This is a genomic window from Helcococcus sp. KG196 (assembly GCF_046035495.1).
GTDB classification, from domain to species: Bacteria; Bacillota; Clostridia; order Tissierellales; family Peptoniphilaceae; genus Helcococcus; species Helcococcus ovis.
In genome coordinates, this window is sequence record NZ_JBFNFI010000014.1 from 1 (window position 1) to 23837 (window position 23837).

The following is a 23837-nucleotide window of genomic DNA, read 5'->3' on the forward strand; positions in this document are numbered from 1 at the left end:
TATAATCACTATATTGTTATTTTTATCAATATTTAATATATTATTTGTTTATTGGAATATTTTAAACAATAGAAAGAGAAGATATTTTATATATAATTTTTTAGGTATTAAAAAGAGACAGTTTTATAAAATGCTTTTATCAGAAGTTGTTATAATTTATATTTTATCATTTATTGCAGCATGCTTAATATTTGTATGTATTGATAGTATAATATTAAAAAACATTTTTAATTTATATAGATATTCATTAAAGATAGAATTTATAATATTTATATTTGTGTTGTTTTTAATTCTTTTAGTTATATTTACATATTTTGCAATTAGAAAATACTTTAATAAATCAGTTATAGAAATTTATAAGGAGAATGTATGATGATTGAGATAAAAAAAATAAATAAGTATTATAACAAAGGTAAGGAAAACGAATTACATGTTTTAAAAGATTTAGATTTTGAACTTGGATTAAATGAATATGTATCTATAATGGGAACTAGTGGAGTAGGAAAATCTACATTATTAAACATAATCGGCTGTTTAGAAACTTTTCAAAGTGGGAGTTATCTATTTAATGGAAGGGATGTATCTAAATTAAAATTAAAAGAAATTGAAGATATTAGAGGAAAAAAGATAAGTTATGTTTTTCAAGATTATATGTTAATTGAAGAAGATACGGTTATTGAAAATGTAAAAACTCCATTATATTTTAATAACAAAATTTCATTAAAAGAAATTAATAAAATGGCTCATTCAGCATTAAAAAAAGTTGGATTTGGTAAAGATTATTATAATAAAAAAGTATCGAAATTAAGTGGTGGACAAAAACAAAGAGTAAGTATTGCCAGGGCTTTAGTGAGTTCTCCAAAATTAATTTTAGCAGATGAGCCTACGGGAGCTTTGGATGAAGCAACATCAGAAGAAATTATGAAATTGTTTAGGAGTTTAATTTCTGAAAATATTTCAATAATTGTGGTAACACATGATATTAATGTAGCTAAAAAAACTGATAAGATATATGAAATTATAGATGGAAAGATATTTTTGAAAGAATAATATAATAAAAAACTTGCTTAGATAATCAAAGTAAAATTTGAAAATCTAAGCAAATTTTTTTAACTTACAAAATGGAATCCTTTACCAACTATTTGACTAGTATTTAATATTGTAATAAAGCAATTAGGGTCATGTTTTCTTGCAAAGTCTCTTAATAAAACTCCTTCATAATTACTTACTGCAACATTTATCATTGTTTTTTCCTTATTCATGTAAATTCCAACACCATTAAAACGAGTACCGCCTCTATGTAAATCATTTTTTATAAATTCTATGATTTCATCAGGATATTCTGTAACTATTGAAAATAATTTTACTCTATTTATGTTTTCTATAGTAATGTCAATTAAAAATGCTTTTGCAATCAAACCTAACATTGCAAGCAATCCTGTTAATGCCCCAAATATCTTAAATGATAAAGCGGTAATCAAAATATCACTTACAAGTAAGGCTCTACCAATATCCAATGATGTATACTTTTTTAATATCATTGCAACTATATCAGTACCACCTGATGAAGCTTTGCAATTAAACAATAAACCACCACCAACTCCCGGCAATAGAACTGCATAAATTAGCTCTAAAAGAGGTTGATTTGTAAATGGTTTAGTTATAGGGTAACAAATTGAGAAAAACTGAACTAACAATGAAATTACTATTGTTGCGTATGCTGTTTTAATACCGAAATTTTTACCGAAGAAAAATATACCTATTAATAATAAAATCATATTAAATATCAAGTTAAATGTAGCCGCATTCATACTAGGAAATACTGCGTGTAAAATAACAGATATTCCGGAAACTCCACCAATTGCAAAATGGTTTGGAAACTTAAAATAGTATACACCAATTGCTGTAAGTAAAATACCAATGTTCAATAATATAAACTCTTTTGTCTTAGACATTGGTTTATGTTCTTGACCTAATTTTGGTCGAAGAGATATTTTTTTCATTATAATTGCTCCTAATAAATTAATAATATTGATTATACCACTAAACAAAAATAAAGTGCAAACTTTCACGTCCTCGGACTAAGTTCTGCGGATTGTTCAAGTTTGCACTTTATTTTTGTAAGTTTATGTAAAAGTTTAGTAAGATAATGAAAAAGAAAGTTTCGGTTTTTGGACGATGTTTTGAGTCTTTTTAAACTACTACCCATGTCAAGGACATTATGTCATTTTTGACAGTTAATTTAATTCTCCAGGATTTATTCCGGTTTTTGAATAAGTATAGAATTCTTTTTGGGGGTAGCTTTTCTAGCCCCATTTGAAATCTATCGTTGTTGTAATAATCTATCCAATCATCAATTCTTGATTTAATTTCTTCAAAACATGTCCACTGTTGTGCATAAGGAGCCAATTCTTGTTTCAAATGTCCAAAAAAGCTTTCTTGAGGAGCATTATCCCAACAATTTCCTCTTCTAGACATTGATTGTCTAAGTTCATAACTGTTTAATAATTCTCTAAAAGATGTGCTAGTGTAGTGACTTCCTTGATTACTGTGTATCATTGCTTTTGAATTTATCTCAATCTCATGATTTTTGATTAAGTTTTCTACTGTTTCAAGAACAAAGTCAACTTCTTGGTTTTCACTTAATACATTATCCAGCCTTAGCAAATATTTTGGGATAACTTAATTTTGCTGACTCTAATTCTTTAATAAAAAATTTCTTGAAATCCAAAGTGAACTTTACAGTTATATTTGTAACTCTAAAAGTATATGGATTACTCAGTAATTCAGCTTTCTCTTCATCGGTATAATATCTTCTCTTTGACATGATAATTTTCCTTTCCTATAAATTTAATATATCACTAGAGAATTAATTAGTCTATAAAAAGGTATTACCAATAATTTCTTATAAAATTTATTACATATGACTGTATAATTTTTGGTATGGCCATTTAATATATATTGTCAAAATGTAATTTTATGTGACCAGCTTATAGGTAGTAGTTTAACATGTGTATTACATGTAAATTAAGAGTATTGATTATTTACAGGTAAAAAAGTTTTTGAAAGGTCATGTAAATTAATAATATTTGCTATTTACAGGTAAAAACTTTTTGGGAGTCAAGTATATTACATGTAAATTAATAATATTCGCTATTTACATGTAAATTTTTTAGGACAACTACCTGTAAATTTTAATAATGTAAGAATTACATGTATTCAAAACAGTGATTTGTAAAATTTTTCATGTAAATTATTAAAATATTTGTAATACATGATAATTTTTAATCTTTTTTACCTGTAATATAAAAAAATCATTGTAATACATGATTTTCAAAAGAATTTACCTGAAATATAAAAAAAATTCCATAATACATGATTATTAAAAAAGATTAACCTGTGTGGTATTAATTACATTAAATAAAATAAAAAATCCTTGCAAGCTATCTACATAAAGTTCGTAAAAGTTGTAGAGCAATCGGGTTGCAAGGATTTATATTTTTTGTGAATTTCTTTAGAAGTCTGGATTAGTGGCGTTAATGGTGGATTTATTTTTTAAAGTAATATTACATCATTTTCTTCACATTCTTTTATAACTTCTTCCGGCCATATGGAAACTTGTACTTCTCCGATATGTGCTTTTTGTAAGAAAAACATACAGATTCTTGATTGGCCGATACCACCACCAATTGTAAGAGGTAGTTTTCCTTCTATAAGATTTTTGTGGTATTCCTTATTTAATCTATCTAATGTATTAGTTTTTTCTAATTGGGATTTTAGGGATTTTGGTGTTACTCTAATTCCCATGCTGCTTAGTTCTAAGGCGTTTTCTAAAATTGGATTCCAGACAATTAGATCGCCATTTAATTCCCAGTCATCATAATCAGGAGATCTATCTCCATGTTTTACACCGGATTTTAATAATCCTCCAATTTGCATAACAAAGATTGCTCCATGTTTTTTAGCAAATTCTTTTTCTCTATCTTCCGGAGTTAGTGATGGATATAGGTCTTCTAAATCTTGAGATTTGATGAATGTAATTTTTTCGGGTAATAGCTTTTTATATCCGTCAATTTTTAATTGAAGATAACTTTCTAAATCTTTCATAGTTTGGAATATTGTATTGACTGTTTCTTGTAAATATTCAAAAGTTCTATCTGAACTATCTATTACTTTTTCCCAATCCCATTGATCAACATAAATAGAATGTGTATTATCAAATTCTTCAAATGATCTGATAGCATTCATATCTGCATAGATACCTTTGTGCATAGGAATTTTGTATCTTGCTAAAGCAGCCCTTTTCCATTTAGCTAAAGAGTGTACTATTTCTAATTTAGTTTCACCACCATTTTCTTTAATATTAAATGATACAGGTGATTCATGTCCGGATAAATTATCATTTACACCAGTTGCTGATCTGACAAATAATGGAGCTGATACTCTAAGTAAATCAAGATTTTTTGCTAAGGTTTGTTGGAAAAAATCCTTAATTTCTTTAATAAAATATTGTGTTTGAGCCAAGTTTAGGCTTGATTTATAATCTTTTGGTATATAAATTTTTGTCATAATTATCTCCGTTTCTCTTGATTTTATTATTTTAACATATCAAATTAATTAATTCTATCAAATTTTTAAAAATATAGGAAATTCACAGATTTTTAGTATGATAGCATAAAAATTTATTGTAAAACAATAAAGGATATGTTAATATATACATATAAAATTTAAGGAATAAACCGTTATTTATATTAAATAGACAATATTAAATATGTATAAGATATAACTATGAGTTAAGATTTATGTAGATTTGTGCAGCACTGCGGCTAATAGTTTATATTGTAGGACAAATATATGGAAAATAGAATATTATCAAAAATTTTTAGTAAAATTATTTTAATAGGAGAACATTCAGTTATTTATGGCAAACCTGCCATAGCAATTCCATTTCATGGGACAAGCCTTGAAGTTTCTATTAAAAAATGTAAAAAAAATCATTTAACTTGTAAATTTTTTGATGGAAATTTAGATGAAACCTCAGAAGATTTGTTCGGAGTTAAAACATTAATTGAAAAGTTTTTAAGTTTTTACAAAATTAAAGAAAAAATATGTGTTAAAATAGATTCGAACATTCCAAATGAAAGAGGGATGGGCTCAAGTGCGGCATCTTCTGTAGGTGTTGCAAGAGCTTTATTTAAATATTTTGAAATAAATCACAACAATAGTGATATAATGTATTGGGCGAATGTTTCAGAAAAAATTATACACGGAAATCCAAGCGGAATAGATGTAAATGTAGTTTTACATGATAAAAGTATTTATTATATTAAAGACCAAGAGATTCGGTTATTTCCAATTAATTTAGATGCGTATTTAATTATTGCTGACACAGGCATAAAGGGAAAAACTAAAGAAGCTTTATCCGATGTTAGAAAATTAGTTGAATCTGATAAAGTTTATGAAAAATATATTGCAAGACTGGGAGTTTTATCAGAAAAAGCTAAAGGTTTAATTGAAAATAATAATCCTAAAGAATTGGGAAAAGTAATGAATAAAGCACATCAATTATTATCAAAGTTGTCTGTTTCTGATGAGGAATTAGATAAAATGATAGATATTTCAAGGGCAAATGGTGCTTTGGGAGCTAAACTTACAGGTGGAGGAAGAGGTGGCTGTATGATTGCTCTTGCTGAAAATATAGAAATTGCTAATAAAATCAAATATAATTTAGAAAAAATTAAGAAAAATGTTTGGATTTCCAGTTTGAAAAATGAGGAATAAAAATGAAATTTAAATCAAAAGCACATGCTAACATAGCTTTAATAAAGTATTGGGGAAAAGAAGATGAAGAATTGATAATTCCTAAAAATAATTCACTTTCACTTACACTGGATGCTTTGTATACAGAAACAGAGGTAGAGTTTATAGATAGTAAAGATGATATATTTTATCTTGATGATGAATTACAAGATGAAAAACATACATTAAAGATTTCAAAATTTATTGATTTATTTAGAAAAAAATCAAATAACCATGATAGAGTTTTAGTTAAGAGCTATAATCATGTGCCTACTGCAGCCGGACTGGCATCATCAGCCTCCGGATTTTCAGCGTTAGCAGTAGCATTGAATAAATTATTTAGATTAAATTTAGATAAAACAGAGCTAACAAGATATGCGAGAAAAGGTTCAGGTTCTGCTTCTAGAAGTATTTTTGGTGGATTTGTTGAATGGGAAAAAGGCTATGATGATTACACATCTCATGCGAAAAAAATAGATGACGCTGATTGGGATATTGCAATGATAATTTTGGTTTTAAATGACAGCAAAAAAGATATTTCATCACGAGAAGCTATGAAAAAGACTATTGAAACTTCACCTTTATATAGGGGATTTACAGAAAGTTCAGCAGAAGATATTAAAAATATAAAAGAAGCTATAAAAAACAAAGATTTTAAGAAAATGGGAGAAATAGCAGAACACAATGCTATGAAGATGCATGCAACTATGCTTTCATCTAATCCTCCTATTATGTATTTTAAACCGGATAGTATAAGAGCAATTGAAAAAATAAAACAACTAAGAAAAGATGGATTTGAGGTTTATTATACAATGGATGCAGGACCAAATGTAAAGATACTTTGTAGAGATTCTCAAATTGAAAATATAGTTAAAAAATTGAAAAAAGATTTCGATTCAAAACAAATTATTATTTCTAAAGTTGGAAATGATGCGAATGTAAGGGAGATATAATGATAGAAGTTAAAGTTCCGGGGAAATTGTATATTGCAGGAGAATATGCAGTTGTATCACCCGGTCATAAAGCGATAGTAATGTCCGTAGATAAATTTATTACTATCAGATTAAAAAAATCAAATAATTCAGGGTCTATTAAATCATATTCAAATATAAAAATGATATGGTCTAGAGAAGGCGATGAAATTATTGTAGAACAAAAAAATGATAGATTTGAATATATTTTGTCAGCAATGAATATAACTGAAAGATTTTTACTTGAGAAAGGTTATATGCTTGATTTTTATGATATTGAAGTAATGAGTGATTTAGAATCTAAAGATGGCCTAAAATATGGACTTGGTTCAAGTGCTTCGATAGTAGTAGCTGTGATTAAAGCTTTGCTTGATTTTTATGGGGAAAATTACACAAAATTAGAATTATTTAAATTAGCTGTTTTATCAACACTTAGTTTAAATATAAGTGGATCATGTGGAGATTTAGCAGCAGTTGTATTTAATGGATTAATTAAATATACATCATTTGATAGAAAAGCTATTTTTGAAAGACTTAATAATGAAAAAATAAATAATATAGTTAATTCAGAATGGGAACTTTTAGATATAAAAAAAATTAAGTTAAATGACAAATTTAAATTTATTATTGGTTGGACTAAGTCTCCTGCATCAAGTTATAATTTAGTCAAACATTCAAGAAAAAACTTAAAAAAACACATGGATTTTTATAATTCATTCTTACTTGAAAGTGAAGAATGTGTAGAATTATTTGAAAAAGCATATATTGATTCCGATTTTAATAAAATTAGGGAAAGTATTGAAAAAAACAGAAAATTATTAAATTTATATGCTGAAAATTTTAATATAGAAATTGAAAAAAACAATCTATCAAGTTTAATAGAAATATCAAAGAGTTTAGGACTTGCTTCAAAATCATCAGGAGCAGGAGGAGGAGACTGTGGACTGGCAATTTGTGAATATAATTTTGATATTAATAAATTAAAGTTTGAATGGCAAATGAAAGATATAGATTTGCTAGATTTAAATGTTTATGAGGGGTTAGATGAATAGAAAAGACGAACACTTAAATCTAGCATTAGATTTTCATAAAGAAGAGAAACAATCAGATTTTGATAATATTGATTTTATTCATAATGTTTTTTCAGAAATAAATATGGATAGTGTTGATTTAAAAACAAATATTGCAGGATATGATTTAAGTCATCCATTTCATATTAATGGTATGACCGGTGGCTCTGAATTAACTAAAAAGTTTAATCAAAAGTTGGCTATATTAGCTAGAGAAACAAACACTCTTATGGGACTGGGTTCGTTGTCAATTGCTTTAAGGGATGAATCCACACAAGACTCATTTAAAATCGCAAGAAAAGAAAATCCTAATGGTATAATTTTTGCTAATCTGGGTGCGGATAAAACTTTAGAAGATGCAAAAAAAGCCTGTGAAATTATAGATGCTGATGGCATACAGATTCATGTAAATGTATGTCAAGAAATAGTTATGCCTGAGGGAGAAAGACAATTTTCAGGATGGCTGGATAATATTTCTAAAATCGTAGATGGATTAGGATTGCCGGTTTTAATTAAAGAAGTGGGATTCGGTATGTCAAAATCTGCAATCAAAAGTCTTAAAGAAATAGGAGTAACGACAATTGACGTGTCCGGAAAAGGCGGAACAAATTTCGCTAAGATAGAAAATTCAAGACGAACAAATTATAAATATAACTTCTTAGAAAATTATGGAAATTCAACAGTTGTCTCACTTTTAGAAGCTCAAGAATATGTTAAAAACACAGATATCATAGCATCTGGAGGAATTAGAAATAGCATGGATATTGTAAAATCGCTTTCTTTGGGCGCTAAATCTGTAGCTATGGCAGGTAGATTTTTAAGGCTTGTAAACGAATTAGAAATGGAAGCAGCTATAGAAGAAGTTAATAACTGGAAGTATCAAATTAAATCAATTATGACCCTTTTAGGAGCTAAAAACATATCAGAACTTCAAAATACTGATATTATACTTATAAATAACGTTAGAGAATGGGCAGAACTTAGAAATATTGATGTGAAAAAGTTAGCTAATAGAAAAAAGTGATAATAAGAAATTTTATTTATAGTGTAATAAAAATATTTATATTAATTTGATAACACACTTGCGTAGAATATAAAGTAGCATTAGTTTTACCTAATAATGATTACCATGGGTACAGACAAGATTCTGCTCTATTAGTAACATAAACCCGGTTCATCAAATGTTACAAAATTAGCCGCTTTAGGTAAGCTTATTATTAATTCTAGAACTACAAATAGGAATTATTCATTCTAACTATTATGATTTTGCAGGTTATTATTTTGTAAAGTATTGAAGAAATAGGGTACACAATATGAAAAAATCAATAATTATATTAATTTTTCCTTATTAATATTTTTTGTAGGTTGCAATAAAAAAATATACAAAAAATATGTATTAAATATTATTGACGAAAAAGGTGTTTATAATATAGATTGGAAAGATTTTGAACATATTCAACATAAAGATGTAGGTTTTGGAAGAATAGTTAGTGTTTATAATTTAGATGAAAATGTAAATTTAATTTTATCAGGAGTTAGTTATAATAAAAAAACATAAAATAACTATACAGAAAAACTATAAATATCTAAATATCAAATAAATATAGAAGTTAAAAAACTCAGATTTTAAAATCTGAGTTTTTTAATATTCTTTTTAAAATTATCTAATATAAACATCGATATGATTTCCGTATGTGCCACGGTCATATACCTTTCCTTTATATTAGAAAGGTGTATCTATTATGCTGGCTTTTACAGGTAAAAAAGTTTTTGAAAAGTTATGTAAATTAATAATATTTGCTATTTACAGGTAAAAACTTTTTGGGAGTCATGTATATTACATGTAAATTAAAAGTATTGATTATTTACAGGTAAAATTTAAAAAATAATTAAAAATTCACCTGTAAAATTTAAAAAATACAATATACTTGATTTTTCATAAAATATTTACTAGTAATTTTTTATTATTAATAATTTAATTTTTGTAGGGAATTTGTTTCTATTTTTTTGGGAAAAAATTATAAATTTATCATTAAAAATTATTAAAATAAAATTTATTAAAACTCATATTTATATTTTTTAACATGATAATAGTAAAGTTGTTAATGAGATATTAAAGAATAAAAATATTTTAAACAAATTAGAGGAAGATATTTAATTTTGTTAATTTTTTAAATCTTTTTTTTAGTAATTAATACTATTCTAAAGTGAAAGTATGATTTGTTGTCGGAAAATTTATAAAACCATTTTGTTTTTTATAAAACCATTCTATTTTTTATAAAAGAAAAAGTTTGCAAAAAATAAATTAAATGATAAAATAATTTTAATAAAATATTTAAATAACAATAAATATTTTAGAAATTTAATTAGGCTGTAAAAAATGAGGAGAAGTTGAGATAAAAATATTTATAATTTTTAATTAAATTCTTATGTTTTTGTAAGAAATATCGTAGAATTTTGAAATTTTAGAGTAGCATATAGCTGGAAGAGATAATTAAGATTATAATATAAATTTTACAGCCTATTTAAATTTACAAAGGAGAGTTTATAAATTATGAAATTTTTACATTTATTAACAAAAAAGAAATATATTTTTATATTAATGATAGCGTTTATTTTTTTAATATTTAAGGATTTTCTTAATACATTAGTATTTTTTGATATGAATTCACCGGATTTATCTAAATTTGCTCATAGTACACTTTTTAAAATGAAAAAAGAGATTATGTTATCTAACATTAATTTAACTGTTTTAAAATTTAATTTTATGTTTTATGCCTCGTTTATTATACCAATTTTTTTAGTTATAGTAAGTTATGATTACAGTAAGATAAGATCCAATAACCTTAGATTTAATATAGGAAAAAATAATAAATATAATGATTTACTTTTAAATTTGAAATTAAAATTAGCGGGATTTAATACCATTGTAATTTTTTCAGTTTTCTTTTTTGTAATTTTAATAGGGAAGATTTTAGGAGGAGCTGTTCCGGTATTAGATGAATTTGTTTTTGATAAAGGTAGCATATTATTAAATATTTTTAATGACGGATATAAATATTTGTTTTTTGTTGCATTTACTATTATGATAGCTGTATTTATTAACAGTATGTTTTTATTTACATTATTAGACTATACAAATTATATCTATGGAGTCTTATTGTATTTAGGCGTTATGTGGATTGGATCTCTTATTATTTATCCAATACTTCCTAAGTACATTGTACCTATGTCTACAATAATGATATCAGCTTATGGAAAACTTACATTCTTAAAAGTTATTTTACCTTATTCTTCAATTATTTTAATCTTAATGTATTTTGTTTTGTTTAAGAAATATGAGGTAAAATAGTGAAAAAGATTTTTTATAGTATTTTTAGAATTATTTTAATTTATTTATTACTAAATATGTTATTTAATATTTTGATTCATCAGGAAAATATGAAAATGAATATGTCGGAGTTTATAAATTATGGATTTAATTCAATATATGCTTTTGATATGTTTGGAAATCATAGATTAGATTTTATAAAATTTTTAATCAGTTTATCATTATTTATTTTAGTAGAATTTGATTTAATTGTATTTATTTCTGATTGTAGTCAAGGATTTAAGGAAATAATAAAATATCATTCAAAAAATAAATTTAACTATATATTGAAATTATTTTTGTTATTTAAGAGATATATATTGAATATATTAATTTATTGGATAATATTATTTGCTTTTTCAGTATTACTTATAAACAAAGTTGCTTTTTATAATTTTAATGATGTAATTAATTTAATTGTTTTTATATTTATTAATGTTTTTTTGAGTTACGTTTTTACAATTTATAGTAAAAATAGTTTGACTGCTATACTACTTTTTGTTTCTAAAATATTTATATTTAATATATTTTTTGGGAATATTATAATTTTAGGTTTGGTATTAGTTTTATTAATTTTTGCTTATTTATTTGTGGGCAGGATTGGAGAAAGTATATGAAAATTGAAGTAAAATCAGCAAAAAAATCTTTTGGTGAAAATGTTGTATTTGATAATGTAAACGTTGAATTTAGTACCGGCAATTTTTATTTAATTAAAGGGATAAATGGTTCGGGGAAAACCGTATTTTTAAAATGCTTATGTGGATATTTTGTTTTGGATTCAGGAGATATATTACAGGATAATATAAAAATAAGAGATAAAAATAATTTTATTCAAAACGCAGGGATAATAATTGAAACTCCAAGTTTTTTAGAGCATTTAACAGTTCTAGAAAATCTAAATTTACTGAAAAAAATGTCAAAAAAAATCACAGATGAAAAAATAGATTTATGGATTAGATTTTATAAAATAGAAAAATTTAAAAATACAAAATATAAAAATTGTTCTTTGGGAACTAAGCAAAAATTACTATTGATACAAGCGTTTATTCATGAACCTGAGCTATTGATTTTAGATGAACCCTTTAACTCTTTAGATATTGAAAGTGTAAATAAAACATTTGAATATTTATCTGATATAAAAAAAGATTCTATAATTATTCTAAGCACACATATAAATGATAATGTTAATTATATTTCAGATGAAGAATATTTGTTTGAAGATGGAGTTATGAAAAAAATTTAGCAAAATTTTATCTCATATTGTTTAATTAAAAAAGTTATTACAAAATTAACCGCCCCCAAAAAGTTGGTTTTTAAGTACAACTTTTTGGGGGCACCTTAATGATCTGTAATAACTTTATTATTTTTTAAAATTATCTAATATAAACATCAATATGATTTCCGTATGTGCCACGGTCATATACTTTTCCTTTATATCCGAAAGGTGTATCTATTATAGTGCCTCTTGGGGCATCATTTGCTAATACGATATATCCATCTTCATCTGCCACATAACCATCTTCATTTATATGTCTACCAGGTATGTATAATCCGCCTCCAGGCAATACGCTTTGTGAGTAATATGTGAATTTGTATCCGCCCCAATATATAACTCCGTTAAATTGGAATTGACCTAATGAGTATTGATAGGATGAGTTTGATACTGAAGGTCTTTCTTTGGTTCCATATTCAACAATTTCATTAGTTGGTTTTTCTAACTGTTTTGAACTAACTAACGTTTTATTTTTATTTTCATGTTTGTATGTGTTTTCGGATAGTCCATTTTTACCTTTTTGAACTACTCTTGTATCACCTTCATACATATCACTATTTGCTTTTTTTTCTGTCTTAAATTTTACTTTTTCTTTTAATACTTCTTTTGAACCTAATATAATCTTTTCTGTAATAGGTGAAAGTATTATAGATTCAGATTTTTTATTATTTGAAACTACTTTACCATTTATTGTAATTTTTGTATATTCGTTTTGCTTTATACCATCATTTCCTTTGATGCTTATTGTTTTTTCGCCATATTTTTTATTGAAATCATATGTAGTTTCCGTTTTGTGCTTAATGCTTTCTTTTTTATTGTAATTTAATACTTCTACTTCATCAAATGTTACGGTATCCCCATTTTTAATTGACGAAGTAACTTTTGGAATTACATTATCATCATTATCAGGTTTAATACCATATTCATCTAAGAAATCTGACACATTATTTTTAAATGTTGAAACTATCAAATCTTTACCTTTATTTTTGAAAGAAATAGATTTTTTATTATTTATAGTTATAACAGTTTTTTGATTAATAACTGACTTTAAATCATTTAAAATTTCTGTGTTTTTTGTAGCTATATTTTGTTCCTTTAGAACAGCTTCTACAGTCTTTGCAGAAGTGGTAATAGTTTTTCTGTTACCATCAATGTTTAACTCTATGTTTTTTGGTTTGGAAGCAATAGATATTTCTCCTAATCCTATAACAGTTACTAATGTTAATGCACTGAGTATAGCTTTTTTATTCTTTTTAAAAAAGTTCATAATACCTCCGTTGGAACCTTTTAATATGATATATTTATCGTAATAATTTGTCAAGTTTTTTGTAATAAATTTGTAATTTATTGTTAAATATTACAAAAAAGTAATAGGTTTATATTTATTTTAAAATAAAAATAGAGCTGATTTATCAGCTCTACTTATTGAAATTACTGGATTATAACTTTAGAATTTGATGTAAATGCCTCAATATCTAATGTATTATTATCCGAACTATTGTATAATTCAGTAGTTGCAACTATTTCATTGTTATTTTTGTTTATATTTGTAAATAAGGATGATAGCCCACTTGAATCCTTTCCGCTCATAATGGCTTTTACTGATCTTTCTAAATTTATATCTTCAATTCTGATTGAGCCATTGCTGGTTTTTGCCTTTATTTTTATTATATTATCCGAAAAATCTGAAATGGAAATTGAGCCATTTGATGATTTAGCATCAATTGTAGCACAATCTAAATCATTTATTTGTATTGAACCATTTGATGTTTTTGTGATTAGATCAGCTATACTTATATCGTCTAAAGTAATTCTAGCATTAGAAGTAGTAGCGACTAATTTATCTGCACTACACTCACAAATATTTATTCTTGCATTAGAAGTAGTTACATCAATTGTGTCTGACTCAATTTCTTCCAATGATATTGTTGCGTTTGAAGTCGTTGCAATTATTTCATCAGCATTTATTTCCTGTAAATATATTTTGGCATTACTTGTTTTTAAGTTAATATTTTTAGTATTTATTTCATTTATTTTAATTCCTGCATTTGAATTGATTACATTAATACTATTTGTGTAATCTTCAGGGATATAAACTTGAAAATTTACTGAATAATTTGATTGAGATGATTCATTTCTTAGGCCGAAGTAGTAATCATTGTTTTCTATTTTGGATTCAATAAATTCATATTTTTCATCTAAAATGTTTGAATCGTAAGAAATATTAGCTTTTATTTCTAAATTATCAGAATATGAATTGATAATTTCTACTGTACCATTTTTATTTTTAATAAATAGATTTATATCATTTTTTATATCATAAGAATAGTTTTTTACTGTTTTTGCATTAAAATTTTGAGAAGAAAAATTTATAAGTTCAAAATCCATATTTTCAATTTTTTTACTTGCAATATTTATTGCTTTTTCTACCCCGTTTATAATCTTAGAAACAAAATTACCTGTTGAAAATTCCGTGTTATCTTCCTTTTTATTTTTTTCGGTATTTTTATTACTTCCTATAGCATCTAAAAGCTTTAATGCCTCATCTTCACTAATTTTATTTTCTTTTAACATTTTTAATATTAATTTTTTTTCTTCAGACATGTATTCCTCCTATAGTTCTGATAACATTTTTGTTGCCTCTTCAGATGTAATTTCTCCATTATCAAGCATATTTAGTATTTCAATTTTGCTTGTATTTGTGTCTACTTTGTGTCCCAATGCAGAAATTACATCATCTAATTTATTTCTTACGGTGGGATAAGATATACCAAGTTCTTTTTCTATTTCTTTTATACTTCCTCGTTTAAGTACAAATATTTCTATAAAGTTTCTTTGTTCGTCGCTTAATTTTGAAAAAATGTTTTGCGTAAAGTTTCCCGTTATCTCAGTATTGCAATGCTTACATTTGTATTTTGTGATTATTAATTCATTATCGCAAATCGGACATTTTGATAAATTTTCTTTCATGATTAATCCTTTTTATTTTTATATTAACATATTTAATATTATTTTTAAAGTTTTTTAAAAAAATTAATTTGAATATTAAAAATTTTAATTTTAATCTAAATTTTATTTATCTATCAAATGTGATATTATATTAATGAATAAAATTTAAAGGATAATATATGGAAAATATAGTATTAGAGATAATTGATATAGACGATAGTGGCAGAGGTGTCGCTAAATTAGACAAAATGATATATTTTGTAGAAAATGCTAAATATGGTGAAACCATTGAAGCTTCGATAATAAAAGAAAAAAAGTCATTTATTATTGCTGAAAAAATTAAAACACTTGAAAAATCACCATTTATAGAAAATACAAAAATAAATAAAAATCAACTTTGTGGTGTTTATGATTTGTATGATATTGAATATTCAAAACAAGTAGAATTGAAAAAGAATAATATTATTAACACAATAAATAGAATTGCAGGAGAGTCATTAACTGATATTAAATTTATAGAAGCTGATAAAAGATATGGCTATAGAAATAAAATAGAGTTAAAAGTCTCGTTAGATGGGAAATTATCTTCATTTAATAGAAATAGCTACGACCTTATTAATATTGAAAATTGTGTAATGACTACAATAGAAATTAGTAATGTTATAGAAAAATTACAAGATTTAATATTTAAGCACAACTTAAAGGGATATGATTCATTAACCGGAGAGGGATTATTGAAAAATGTAATTATTCGTTCAACATCTTTAGGTGAAACGATGGGTATATTCGTATTGAATAAAGAATATAATCTGAGAAAATTCTATATTGCATTAGAATCCTCAAATATTTTAACAAGTTTCTATGTAAGTATGAATTCCCAAAAAAATAATTATAAAATTAAAGATGTAGTTCATGTATTTGGTAAAAAGAAGATTACAGAACAATTGGGAGATTATAGATTTAATATATCTCCAAAAGCATTCTTTCAAGTAAATAAAAATATGTCATATAAAATTTATTTACAATCACAAGAATATATAAAATCACTGAATCCTACAGTAATTATTGACTTATACAGTGGAGTTTCAACAACATCTATTATACTTGCTAAATATGCTAAAAAAATCGTTTCAGTTGAAATTAACAAAGATGCAGTAAAAGATGCAAAAGAAAATGCAAAACTGAATAATATTGAAAATATTGAATGGATGGATATTTCGGCAGAAAGAGCAATTGACAATATCGAATTAAATGGAGAAAATACGGTTGCTCTATTTGACCCGCCAAGAAAAGGCTTAGATCAAAATATAATTCAAAAAATTGGAGAATCCAAAATAAATAATCTAATCTATATATCATGTAATCCCTCAACATTAGCTAGAGATATAAAATTATTTAAGGAATACGGATTCAGATTAGTGGAAGTTACAGGTATAGACCAATTTGTAAATACTATTGAAAGTGAAGTTCTAACCTTACTCACAAGGGATTAAATTGTCAATATATTGTAAGTGAAATTAAGATTTATTCTAAATAGCTTTTTATTTGAAACATCAAAAAAACTGCATACTAAATTTCGAATACATCAATATAAGTATGAATATAAGATATTAAAAGAAATCTCACAAATAATAATTATTATGTTATAATTTTATTGAATAAATTAAATTGGAGGATATATGCAGCAAATATCTATGCTTTTAGGAGGGTTTGCCCTGTTCTTATTCGGTATGCATGAGATGGGGAAAGGGTTGGAGCTTCTTGCCGGCAATAAATTACAAGATATACTTGAAAAACTAACAAGTAATAAATATGTTGGTGTTCTTATAGGGGCTATCGTTACAGCGATTATACAGAGTTCATCTGCTACAACAGTTATGACTGTAGGATTTGTAAATTCGAAAATATTGTCACTAACACAGGCGATACATATTATCATGGGGGCAAATATTGGTACTACGGTAACTGGTCTTTTACTTACTTTAGATATTAAATTAGTAGCTCCTGTTATTACTTTTGTTGGTATGGCAATGATGTTGTTTGTAAAGAAGAGGAAATATAAATACGCAGGTACTATATTGTTTGGATTTGGTACTTTATTTATGGGCATGAATATAATGGGGGAAGCAGTTAAACCTTTAGCGAAAAATGTGGCTTTTACATCCCTGTTGGCAAGATCCAGTAATCCTGTGATTGGGATACTGGAAGGTGCATTATTTACAGCAATTATACAAAGTTCATCAGCTACAACAGGTATTTTAATAACATTTGCATCAACAGGGATTATTGAATTTTCATCAGCATTTTATTTAGTTTTAGGTACTAATATCGGGACATGTATTACATCCATATTATCAAGTTTCGGCACAAGCAAAAATGCTAAGAGAGTAGCAGTATCTCATGTTTTGTTTAATGTTTTCGGCACGATTATTTTTACTATATTTGCATTAGTGCTTCCTGTAATACCATGGATACAGTCTTGGACAACAAATGTAGCACAGCAAATTGCGTTTTTACATACTGCATTTAATATTGTGACAACTTTATTGATTTTACCTTTATCAAATGTATTAGTAGAAATATCAAAGAAAATAATTCAAGGTAAAGACCATAGAGATATTGGATTGAGTCTTATGTATTTAAATCCGGCGGCATATCATGATACTATTCCTACTATTGCGGGGATAAAACAAGAATCTTTAAGAATGCTTGATTATGCAAAAAGCAATCTTCAACTTTCAGTAAAGAATTTATTGAAACATGATGATGATAAGGCAGCTACGATAGAATTTAATGAAGAAGTTATTGACTACTTAAATAGAGAAATTACAAAAGTAACAGTAAAATCTATGACAAATGATTTGAATAAATACCAATATAAACATCTCTCATATTACTTAAAGAGTTGTGCTAATATTGAAAGATTAGGAGATTATGCATATAATATCAGCAATTTGGAAAACGCAATGTATAGTAAACAAATTAAATTTTCAAATGAAGCTAAAATGGAAATTATTGAAATTACATCAGAATTAGAAAAAATGTTTGATGTAGTTTATGAAAGTTTAAGAGATAATGAATTTGATATGAAAAAAATTTCTAAATTTTCATTTAAAATTTCAGAATTAGCAGATAGAAATAGAGAAAATTCTATTCAAAGATTAAAATCAGAAATTTCAAACGCAGAAGCGGGATTAATGTACGATAAATTATACACATATTTAATGAGAATAAGAGATCATTTATTAAACATATCAAGACAATATGAAACTATTTATCAATAATAATTGAAAACATTAATTTTTAGAGATAAAATATAAATATATAATAAATATATGGAGGTTATATGAAAATATCAGAAAAAAAATATGAAAGACTTTTAAAATTATCAAATGAAGATAAGGTAATTGCAGCTTTGGCGATAGATCAAAGGGGAGCTATGGAAAAAATGGTTCCGTCATTATCAGTAGAAGAAAGAACTTCATTTATTAAAAAATATAAAAGTTTAGTAGCAAAGGAATTGACAAAATATTCATCATCAATACTTTTGGATCCTATTTATGGAGTGGAAGCTATTAAAGACATAGATGAAAATGCTGGACTTTTAATGGCTTATGAAATTACAGGATATAGAGATGATAATAGACAATTAGAATTGACACCTAATCTTTCTGTTAGAAGAATTGCAGAATTAGGAGCAGACGCTGTAAAGATACTTTTATATTATAATGTTGATGATACAGATGAAAACAATGATCCTAAAAAAGCACAAATAGAAAGAATCGGAGCAGAATGTAAAGCCTTGGATATGCCATTTTTCTTAGAAATTATCACATATGATAATGAATACAAAGATGGTAATTCAAAAGAATTTGCAAAATTAAAACCAAGAAAAGTAAATGAAGCGATTAAAATATTTTCTGACGAAAGATATGGAGTAGATGTTTTGAAGTTGGAAGTTCCTGTAAATATGAAATTTGTTGAAGGTTTTGGTGAAGAAGCTGTTTACACAAAAGAAGAAGCAGCAAGATTTTTCAAAGAACAATCAGAAGCAACAGATTTACCATACATTTTCTTGAGTGCAGGAGTTAGTGCGGAGCTATTCCAAGAAACATTGAAATTTGCAAAAAATGCTGGAGCAGAATTCCACGGAGTATTATGTGGAAGAGCTACATGGAAAGGTGGAGTTGCTGAATTAGAAAAAGGCGAAGGACAATGTGTAGAATGGTTAAGAGCAGAAGGTAAAGAAAATATTGTTTCATTAAATGAAGTTCTTAAAGAGACATGCAAACCATGGACAAAAAGATTAGAAAAATAGAAAAAAGACCAGTAATCTGGTCTTTTTTTATAGATACATTTAATAAAAAATAAAACTTATTATACTGTTTCAAGTATAATTTAATTACTAGGAGTATTGATGGCGTTAAATAGTGTAAAAGTACACAATTACGAAAATAAAATTGATATATGGGTAAATCCGTATGGATATTCAACAAAAAGTAAATTAGATGATATGAATATTGATTTTGATGCAAACAGATTTGATGTAACTGTTGGATATGCAAGGGAAATAGTAAATGAACAATTTGAAGATATAAGTAGGTTGGCGGATACATTCACATATATGCATGAAATTAAGGGTGGATACGAGTCGCAAAACTATAATGATATTCCATATATAATTCCATATTTAGTGGAAAAGGCTGAACACACCGTGATTTCAATTTGCGGTGGTGGATTTGCATATAAAACGATAGATGGAAGTCCCAGTGGAGGTAAAAATATCGCAGAAAGGTTAAACAGTAGGGGGATAAATGTTTTTGTATTACACTATCGTTCAAATCCCTATAAATTTCCAATACCTATGCTTGATTTACAAAGAGCGATTAGATATATTAGATATAATGCGAAAAGATTTAATATTAATCCGGATAAAATATCTTTAATTGGATTTTCATCGGGAGGATATATCGCTTCAAGCTTTATAAATCAATATATGGGGCAAAACCATTTTTCAGATGAATATGCTTTAGATGAAATAGATGAGATTTCAGATAAAGTTTTATCAGCATCATTTATTTATCCGGCATTAAGTTTTGAATATAATATGCCTATGTTGACATCTGTGGTTAAATACGATGAGTTGATGGATGAATCGAAAAGAGAAAATTTATTAAACGAATTAGATATAAAAAATCATTTTTCATCATCTAATATACCACAATTTTTAGCCTACACAAATAAAGATGAAATAATTAATCAAGATAGTGTTGAAGACTATATTCGAGTGGCTAAAGAAAATAAAACAAGTGTTACAAGAATATTTGTACCAAATGAAAAACATGGGTTTTCAGATGACTTGTATGTTGATGAATTTGAAAAGTGGATTAAGGGGTTTTAAAAATTTAGCTTCATTAAAAATTCTATATTAGAAATGTAAACTTGCTGCAAAACAATTCAAAAGGGTTGTTTTGCAGCAGGTTATATCAGTTGAAATAAATTAAAATTAAATTATAAATCACATTTATTTTTATATTTAATTAAGTCACGCATAACTATAAAACCTAATCCTATGGTTAGATTTATATATGTAATGATGCCTATAAATATAAGTTGATTTTCTCGCAGCTCATTTAACCTTAAAAATTCTCCTGAAAATTTAAAAATAGCAATAGTAAATACTGGTAAAAAGATGAACAAAAGTATTTTAGTATAAAATGATAAATTATTTTCTTTTTTCATTTTACAACCTCCTAGTATAATAATGTTGTAGTAAAAATAATTGTGATTTTTAAAACGGAAAATGTTTACATAATTATATTATCATAATATAGATAATAAATCAAAAGTATTATGATAAGCTTGACTTATATATACCAACACTATTCAATTATAGAACATCTTAAAGGAAAAGGATGAATTTTTTAACTTGCAAAATAAGAGATTAATCGTTATAATCTTAACTAAGATGACGTTATCAAAAAAATATAAATATAAAAAGTAGATTATATGTCAAAAAAAATTAATAAATTATTCGCTATTGATTCTGATATTTATACTGAAAGATATGCGGTAAAATCTGGTTTTATTGACTGTATGAAAGGTGAATTAGTAGGAATGATTCCTGGAATGGACTTTTATCAATTATTAGAAAGTGGCGATGTTGCGGCTTACATTCAAGGCAGAGCATGGGGAAAAGTAGCAGAACTAATTGGAAAACAAATGTTAAGATTCGGTATAAAAGCTAATATTGGTACATTGATTGCAAGTTTAGCTTACTCAAGAGTAAAATGTACATTTTTGGGATAAATAATTATTAAAATCAAATTAATTAATGTTGTGATATTTAACAGGAGAAAAAATGGGAATATTATTTAATAAAAATGAAGAAGTAAGAACAGCTGTAAAAAATAATTTTAGTACAGATAAAGACTATTTAATAGTTTCAAAATATAATTCAACATCAAAATCTTTACTAAAAATGCTAATAAGTAATTTGTGGGGGATTTATAGTTCTAGTAGAACTTTTATTTTATATTTTAATGTTGATGGAATTTATATTAAAGAAATTAGCACATCAATGAAATCTAAATTTAATTATCATTCATGGTGTGATATTAAAAATTTTAAATCAGATGATAAAGGTAATAAAGCAATTATAAGTTTTAATTATTTACAAAAAGAGCACTCGTACGAAGTTCCTTTTGATAATACAAAATACTTAAAAGATAATAAAAAAAGGTATTATGAACTTAATGAAAAAGATTTTTACATGTAAAAAATATATAATTAGACTGTTAAGTAAGAAAATAATTTTTGATTTCATTGTTAAATACATACTTAAAGAGAGAATAAAAACGGTTATTTGCCAAATACCCATAGGGCACAAGTAGTGTTGGTGAAGAATTAAATTAACATATTTAGAGAATTAGAGAGTAAAATTTCTAATTCTCTTTTTTCAAGCTCCTAATAAAATTCAAAATATTTTCCTATTTTCTCCTATAAACCGCAAACCTATAATTCGGAGAATTATCAGATTCGATTTCTTCAGAAATGCTTTCTAATTTCCATTCTTTTTTATCAAATTTAGGGAAAAAGCTATCTGCCTCGACATTTATAGGCTCTTCAATTTCTGTAATATATAGCTTATAAGCATCATCAATAAATTGTTTATATATATTATCCCCACCAACTATAAAAATTTTCTCATCCGGGTTATTTCTTGCATATTCTAAAACTTCCTCTTTTGAATGCATGGAAATGGCTCCTTCGTAAGTATCATGTGAACGTGTAAGCACAATGTTTTTACGGTTTGGAAGAGGTCTTTTTGGAAAGGAAAAATAAGTTTTTCTCCCGCATACAATTACATTATTTGAAGTTGTTTGTTTGAAATATTTTAAATCTTCCTTTAGGTGATAAATCATATCACCATCTTTTCCGATAGCATGAGTATTTTTAGTGATTGCTGCCATCATATAGATATTTTTTAACATTTTAACTCCTTAAATAGCCATTTCAAATTTTAGATTTGGTTTATTTGGATTGTAATTTTCAAGTTTGAAATCATCAATTGTAAAACTGTAAAAATCATTTTTTTTCGGATTTAATACTAATCTGATATTTTCACTATCTTCTTGACCCGGTCTTGAGATTAACTCATTAACCTGTTCAAAATGTCTATCATAAATGTGGGCATTATTAACATAATGGCAAAACATCCCAGGCTCTAGACCAACGTGTCTTGCAATCATCATTTGTAAGGCAACATATTGAATTTTATTAATTGAATTTGCAACCGGAAGGTCAGAAGAACGTTGAATTAAAGTTAAATCAAGGTATTTTCCCCTTACACTCCATTGAGTTTCCATTGCACAAGGATGCAAGCCCTTAGTTTCATTTAAGTCATTTTCTTGGTAAAGATTTATGATATGCCTTCTTCCATAAGGATTTTCTTTAAGTCCATTTAATAGATTATTTATTAAATTATATCTTTTAACTGTTGCACCATATCTTTGACCAATTGTCCCATCTCCAATATTCCATTCATCCCACCAATGAATATTGTATTTTTCTTTAAGAATGCTTAAATCATTGCTTTGATCTTGATAAATCCACAAAATTTCTTTAATCCCCGATTTCCAAGGAATTTGTCTAATCGTCAAAATGGGAAATTCATTTTTTGATAAATCATATTTTTCAAAAACTTGTGTTGTAAAAATTGTATGAGATGGAGTGCCATCTGCGTATTTTGGTCTAACTTTTTCACCTTCGGTTGAGTATCCATTTGCTAAAATATCTTTACATAAATTAATAAAATTTTTATCTGCTAAATTCATAATTACTCCTTGTATCTAACTAAATCTTAATAAGTATTTTAACATATTTTTCTACTAGGTAAAAATCAT

25 protein-coding genes are annotated in these 23837 nt (G+C 25.9%); 15 read left to right on the forward strand and 10 right to left on the reverse strand.

Annotated features, from left to right (window positions below):
- A partial coding sequence (locus tag ABGF45_RS06305) for an FtsX-like permease family protein (RefSeq protein ID WP_408112811.1) occupies positions 1-373 on the forward strand: 373 nt, incomplete at its 5' end.
- On the forward strand, positions 370-1050 hold the full coding sequence (locus tag ABGF45_RS06310; protein ID WP_245151219.1) for an ABC transporter ATP-binding protein: 681 nt from the start codon (positions 370-372) through the stop codon (positions 1048-1050). The genes ABGF45_RS06305 and ABGF45_RS06310, both read left to right, overlap by 4 nt.
- Before the next feature lie 59 nt (positions 1051-1109).
- Here ABGF45_RS06310 and ABGF45_RS06315 read toward each other — a convergent pair whose 3' ends face one another.
- The 4 genes from ABGF45_RS06315 to asnA form a co-directional block, all read right to left on the reverse strand.
- Positions 1110-2003, reverse strand: coding sequence for a YitT family protein (locus ABGF45_RS06315; RefSeq protein ID WP_134743871.1), 894 nt, complete (start codon positions 2001-2003; stop codon positions 1110-1112).
- Between the two features lie 190 nt (positions 2004-2193).
- The gene (locus ABGF45_RS06320) at positions 2194-2667 is read right to left on the reverse strand and encodes an IS3 family transposase (RefSeq protein WP_134712043.1); all 474 of its coding nucleotides are present in this window, start codon (positions 2665-2667) and stop codon (positions 2194-2196) included.
- A complete protein-coding gene (locus ABGF45_RS06325) occupies positions 2651-2827 on the reverse strand; it encodes a hypothetical protein (protein ID WP_167554065.1) in 177 nt (58 codons plus the stop codon). Before ABGF45_RS06325 ends, ABGF45_RS06320 begins: the two co-directional genes overlap by 17 nt.
- Positions 2828-3555: 728 nt before the next feature.
- The gene (gene asnA / locus ABGF45_RS06330; protein ID WP_134743872.1) at positions 3556-4569 is read right to left on the reverse strand and encodes an aspartate--ammonia ligase; all 1014 of its coding nucleotides are present in this window, start codon (positions 4567-4569) and stop codon (positions 3556-3558) included.
- Positions 4570-4854: 285 nt separating this feature from the next.
- Here asnA and mvk point away from each other — a divergent pair, with 285 nt between their 5' ends.
- The 7 genes from mvk to ABGF45_RS06365 all read left to right on the forward strand — a co-directional run bounded on the left by mvk (position 4855) and on the right by ABGF45_RS06365 (position 12453).
- Positions 4855-5781: a mevalonate kinase gene (gene mvk, locus ABGF45_RS06335; protein WP_134712041.1), complete on the forward strand. Its 927-nt coding sequence runs from the start codon at positions 4855-4857 to the stop codon at positions 5779-5781.
- Between the two features lie 2 nt (positions 5782-5783).
- Positions 5784-6752: a diphosphomevalonate decarboxylase gene (gene mvaD / locus ABGF45_RS06340; protein WP_134712040.1), complete on the forward strand. Its 969-nt coding sequence runs from the start codon at positions 5784-5786 to the stop codon at positions 6750-6752.
- Positions 6752-7822 carry a phosphomevalonate kinase gene (locus tag ABGF45_RS06345; RefSeq protein ID WP_134712039.1) on the forward strand — a complete coding sequence of 357 codons (1071 nt, stop codon included), beginning with the start codon at positions 6752-6754 and terminating at the stop codon, positions 7820-7822. The genes mvaD and ABGF45_RS06345 overlap by 1 nt, the downstream gene beginning before the upstream one ends.
- Positions 7815-8864 carry a type 2 isopentenyl-diphosphate Delta-isomerase gene (gene fni / locus ABGF45_RS06350; RefSeq protein ID WP_134743874.1) on the forward strand — a complete coding sequence of 350 codons (1050 nt, stop codon included), beginning with the start codon at positions 7815-7817 and terminating at the stop codon, positions 8862-8864. Before ABGF45_RS06345 ends, fni begins: the two co-directional genes overlap by 8 nt.
- A 1530-nt stretch (positions 8865-10394) precedes the next feature.
- The gene (locus ABGF45_RS06355) at positions 10395-11192 is read left to right on the forward strand and encodes a hypothetical protein (RefSeq protein WP_134711857.1); all 798 of its coding nucleotides are present in this window, start codon (positions 10395-10397) and stop codon (positions 11190-11192) included.
- Complete coding sequence (locus ABGF45_RS06360; RefSeq protein WP_134744210.1) at positions 11192-11827, forward strand: hypothetical protein; 636 nt, start codon at positions 11192-11194, stop codon at positions 11825-11827. Before ABGF45_RS06355 ends, ABGF45_RS06360 begins: the two co-directional genes overlap by 1 nt.
- On the forward strand, positions 11824-12453 hold the full coding sequence (locus ABGF45_RS06365; protein WP_134744209.1) for an ATP-binding cassette domain-containing protein: 630 nt from the start codon (positions 11824-11826) through the stop codon (positions 12451-12453). Before ABGF45_RS06360 ends, ABGF45_RS06365 begins: the two co-directional genes overlap by 4 nt.
- Positions 12454-12583: 130 nt before the next feature.
- On the opposite strand, the gene ABGF45_RS06370 is transcribed toward ABGF45_RS06365, so the two are convergent.
- The 3 genes from ABGF45_RS06370 to ABGF45_RS06380 all read right to left on the reverse strand — a co-directional run bounded on the left by ABGF45_RS06370 (position 12584) and on the right by ABGF45_RS06380 (position 15453).
- Positions 12584-13750 (reverse strand): G5 domain-containing protein, encoded by a 1167-nt coding sequence (locus tag ABGF45_RS06370; RefSeq protein WP_134744208.1) that lies wholly within the window; start codon positions 13748-13750, stop codon positions 12584-12586.
- Positions 13751-13914: 164 nt separating this feature from the next.
- Positions 13915-15087, reverse strand: a complete 1173-nt coding sequence (locus ABGF45_RS06375) for a DUF4097 family beta strand repeat-containing protein (RefSeq protein ID WP_134744207.1) — start codon at positions 15085-15087, stop codon at positions 13915-13917.
- A gap of 9 nt (positions 15088-15096) precedes the next feature.
- On the reverse strand, positions 15097-15453 hold the full coding sequence (locus ABGF45_RS06380) for a DUF2089 domain-containing protein (RefSeq protein WP_134711852.1): 357 nt from the start codon (positions 15451-15453) through the stop codon (positions 15097-15099).
- 158 nt (positions 15454-15611) lie between these two features.
- Between ABGF45_RS06380 and rlmD the strand changes: the two genes are divergently transcribed.
- The 4 genes from rlmD (at position 15612) to ABGF45_RS06400 (ending at position 20833) form a co-directional block, all read left to right on the forward strand.
- Positions 15612-16925, forward strand: coding sequence for a 23S rRNA (uracil(1939)-C(5))-methyltransferase RlmD (rlmD, locus tag ABGF45_RS06385; RefSeq protein WP_408112763.1), 1314 nt, complete (start codon positions 15612-15614; stop codon positions 16923-16925).
- A gap of 186 nt (positions 16926-17111) precedes the next feature.
- The gene (locus ABGF45_RS06390) at positions 17112-18716 is read left to right on the forward strand and encodes a Na/Pi cotransporter family protein (protein WP_134744205.1); all 1605 of its coding nucleotides are present in this window, start codon (positions 17112-17114) and stop codon (positions 18714-18716) included.
- A gap of 62 nt (positions 18717-18778) precedes the next feature.
- Entirely contained in the window at positions 18779-19750 is a 972-nt protein-coding gene (locus ABGF45_RS06395; RefSeq protein WP_408112762.1) for a tagatose 1,6-diphosphate aldolase, read from the forward strand.
- A gap of 99 nt (positions 19751-19849) precedes the next feature.
- The gene (locus ABGF45_RS06400; protein ID WP_134744204.1) at positions 19850-20833 is read left to right on the forward strand and encodes an alpha/beta hydrolase; all 984 of its coding nucleotides are present in this window, start codon (positions 19850-19852) and stop codon (positions 20831-20833) included.
- A 110-nt stretch (positions 20834-20943) separates the two neighbouring features.
- Here ABGF45_RS06400 and ABGF45_RS06405 read toward each other — a convergent pair whose 3' ends face one another.
- On the reverse strand, positions 20944-21174 hold the full coding sequence (locus ABGF45_RS06405; protein WP_134744203.1) for a hypothetical protein: 231 nt from the start codon (positions 21172-21174) through the stop codon (positions 20944-20946).
- A gap of 267 nt (positions 21175-21441) precedes the next feature.
- On the opposite strand from ABGF45_RS06405, the gene ABGF45_RS06410 reads away from it, so the two are divergent.
- Positions 21442-21741: a hypothetical protein gene (locus ABGF45_RS06410; RefSeq protein ID WP_408112517.1), complete on the forward strand. Its 300-nt coding sequence runs from the start codon at positions 21442-21444 to the stop codon at positions 21739-21741.
- Positions 21742-21793: 52 nt separating this feature from the next.
- Positions 21794-22210, forward strand: coding sequence for a histidine kinase (locus tag ABGF45_RS06415; RefSeq protein ID WP_408112761.1), 417 nt, complete (start codon positions 21794-21796; stop codon positions 22208-22210).
- A gap of 211 nt (positions 22211-22421) precedes the next feature.
- On the opposite strand, the gene ABGF45_RS06420 is transcribed toward ABGF45_RS06415, so the two are convergent.
- Positions 22422-22925 carry a dihydrofolate reductase gene (locus ABGF45_RS06420; RefSeq protein WP_408112760.1) on the reverse strand — a complete coding sequence of 168 codons (504 nt, stop codon included), beginning with the start codon at positions 22923-22925 and terminating at the stop codon, positions 22422-22424.
- Between the two features lie 9 nt (positions 22926-22934).
- The gene (locus tag ABGF45_RS06425; protein WP_408112759.1) at positions 22935-23768 is read right to left on the reverse strand and encodes a thymidylate synthase; all 834 of its coding nucleotides are present in this window, start codon (positions 23766-23768) and stop codon (positions 22935-22937) included.
- Positions 23769-23837: the final 69 nt, after the last annotated feature.

Excerpts from the sequence above, each read along its gene's own strand:
- ABGF45_RS06310 (WP_245151219.1), top strand. The coding sequence starts at position 370 with ATGATGATTGAGATAAAAAAAATAAATAAGTATTATAACAAAGGTAAG.
- ABGF45_RS06315 (WP_134743871.1), bottom strand. The coding sequence starts at position 2,003 with ATGAAAAAAATATCTCTTCGACCAAAATTAGGTCAAGAACATAAACCA.
- ABGF45_RS06325 (WP_167554065.1), bottom strand. The coding sequence starts at position 2,827 with ATGTCAAAGAGAAGATATTATACCGATGAAGAGAAAGCTGAATTACTG.
- asnA (WP_134743872.1), bottom strand. The coding sequence starts at position 4,569 with ATGACAAAAATTTATATACCAAAAGATTATAAATCAAGCCTAAACTTG.
- mvk (WP_134712041.1), top strand. The coding sequence starts at position 4,855 with ATGGAAAATAGAATATTATCAAAAATTTTTAGTAAAATTATTTTAATA.
- mvaD (WP_134712040.1), top strand. The coding sequence starts at position 5,784 with ATGAAATTTAAATCAAAAGCACATGCTAACATAGCTTTAATAAAGTAT.
- ABGF45_RS06345 (WP_134712039.1), top strand. The coding sequence starts at position 6,752 with ATGATAGAAGTTAAAGTTCCGGGGAAATTGTATATTGCAGGAGAATAT.
- fni (WP_134743874.1), top strand. The coding sequence starts at position 7,815 with ATGAATAGAAAAGACGAACACTTAAATCTAGCATTAGATTTTCATAAA.
- ABGF45_RS06355 (WP_134711857.1), top strand. The coding sequence starts at position 10,395 with ATGAAATTTTTACATTTATTAACAAAAAAGAAATATATTTTTATATTA.
- ABGF45_RS06365 (WP_134744209.1), top strand. The coding sequence starts at position 11,824 with ATGAAAATTGAAGTAAAATCAGCAAAAAAATCTTTTGGTGAAAATGTT.
- ABGF45_RS06370 (WP_134744208.1), bottom strand. The coding sequence starts at position 13,750 with ATGAACTTTTTTAAAAAGAATAAAAAAGCTATACTCAGTGCATTAACA.
- ABGF45_RS06375 (WP_134744207.1), bottom strand. The coding sequence starts at position 15,087 with ATGTCTGAAGAAAAAAAATTAATATTAAAAATGTTAAAAGAAAATAAA.
- ABGF45_RS06380 (WP_134711852.1), bottom strand. The coding sequence starts at position 15,453 with ATGAAAGAAAATTTATCAAAATGTCCGATTTGCGATAATGAATTAATA.
- rlmD (WP_408112763.1), top strand. The coding sequence starts at position 15,612 with ATGGAAAATATAGTATTAGAGATAATTGATATAGACGATAGTGGCAGA.
- ABGF45_RS06390 (WP_134744205.1), top strand. The coding sequence starts at position 17,112 with ATGCAGCAAATATCTATGCTTTTAGGAGGGTTTGCCCTGTTCTTATTC.
- ABGF45_RS06395 (WP_408112762.1), top strand. The coding sequence starts at position 18,779 with ATGAAAATATCAGAAAAAAAATATGAAAGACTTTTAAAATTATCAAAT.
- ABGF45_RS06400 (WP_134744204.1), top strand. The coding sequence starts at position 19,850 with ATGGCGTTAAATAGTGTAAAAGTACACAATTACGAAAATAAAATTGAT.
- ABGF45_RS06405 (WP_134744203.1), bottom strand. The coding sequence starts at position 21,174 with ATGAAAAAAGAAAATAATTTATCATTTTATACTAAAATACTTTTGTTC.
- ABGF45_RS06410 (WP_408112517.1), top strand. The coding sequence starts at position 21,442 with ATGTCAAAAAAAATTAATAAATTATTCGCTATTGATTCTGATATTTAT.
- ABGF45_RS06415 (WP_408112761.1), top strand. The coding sequence starts at position 21,794 with ATGGGAATATTATTTAATAAAAATGAAGAAGTAAGAACAGCTGTAAAA.
- ABGF45_RS06420 (WP_408112760.1), bottom strand. The coding sequence starts at position 22,925 with ATGTTAAAAAATATCTATATGATGGCAGCAATCACTAAAAATACTCAT.
- ABGF45_RS06425 (WP_408112759.1), bottom strand. The coding sequence starts at position 23,768 with ATGAATTTAGCAGATAAAAATTTTATTAATTTATGTAAAGATATTTTA.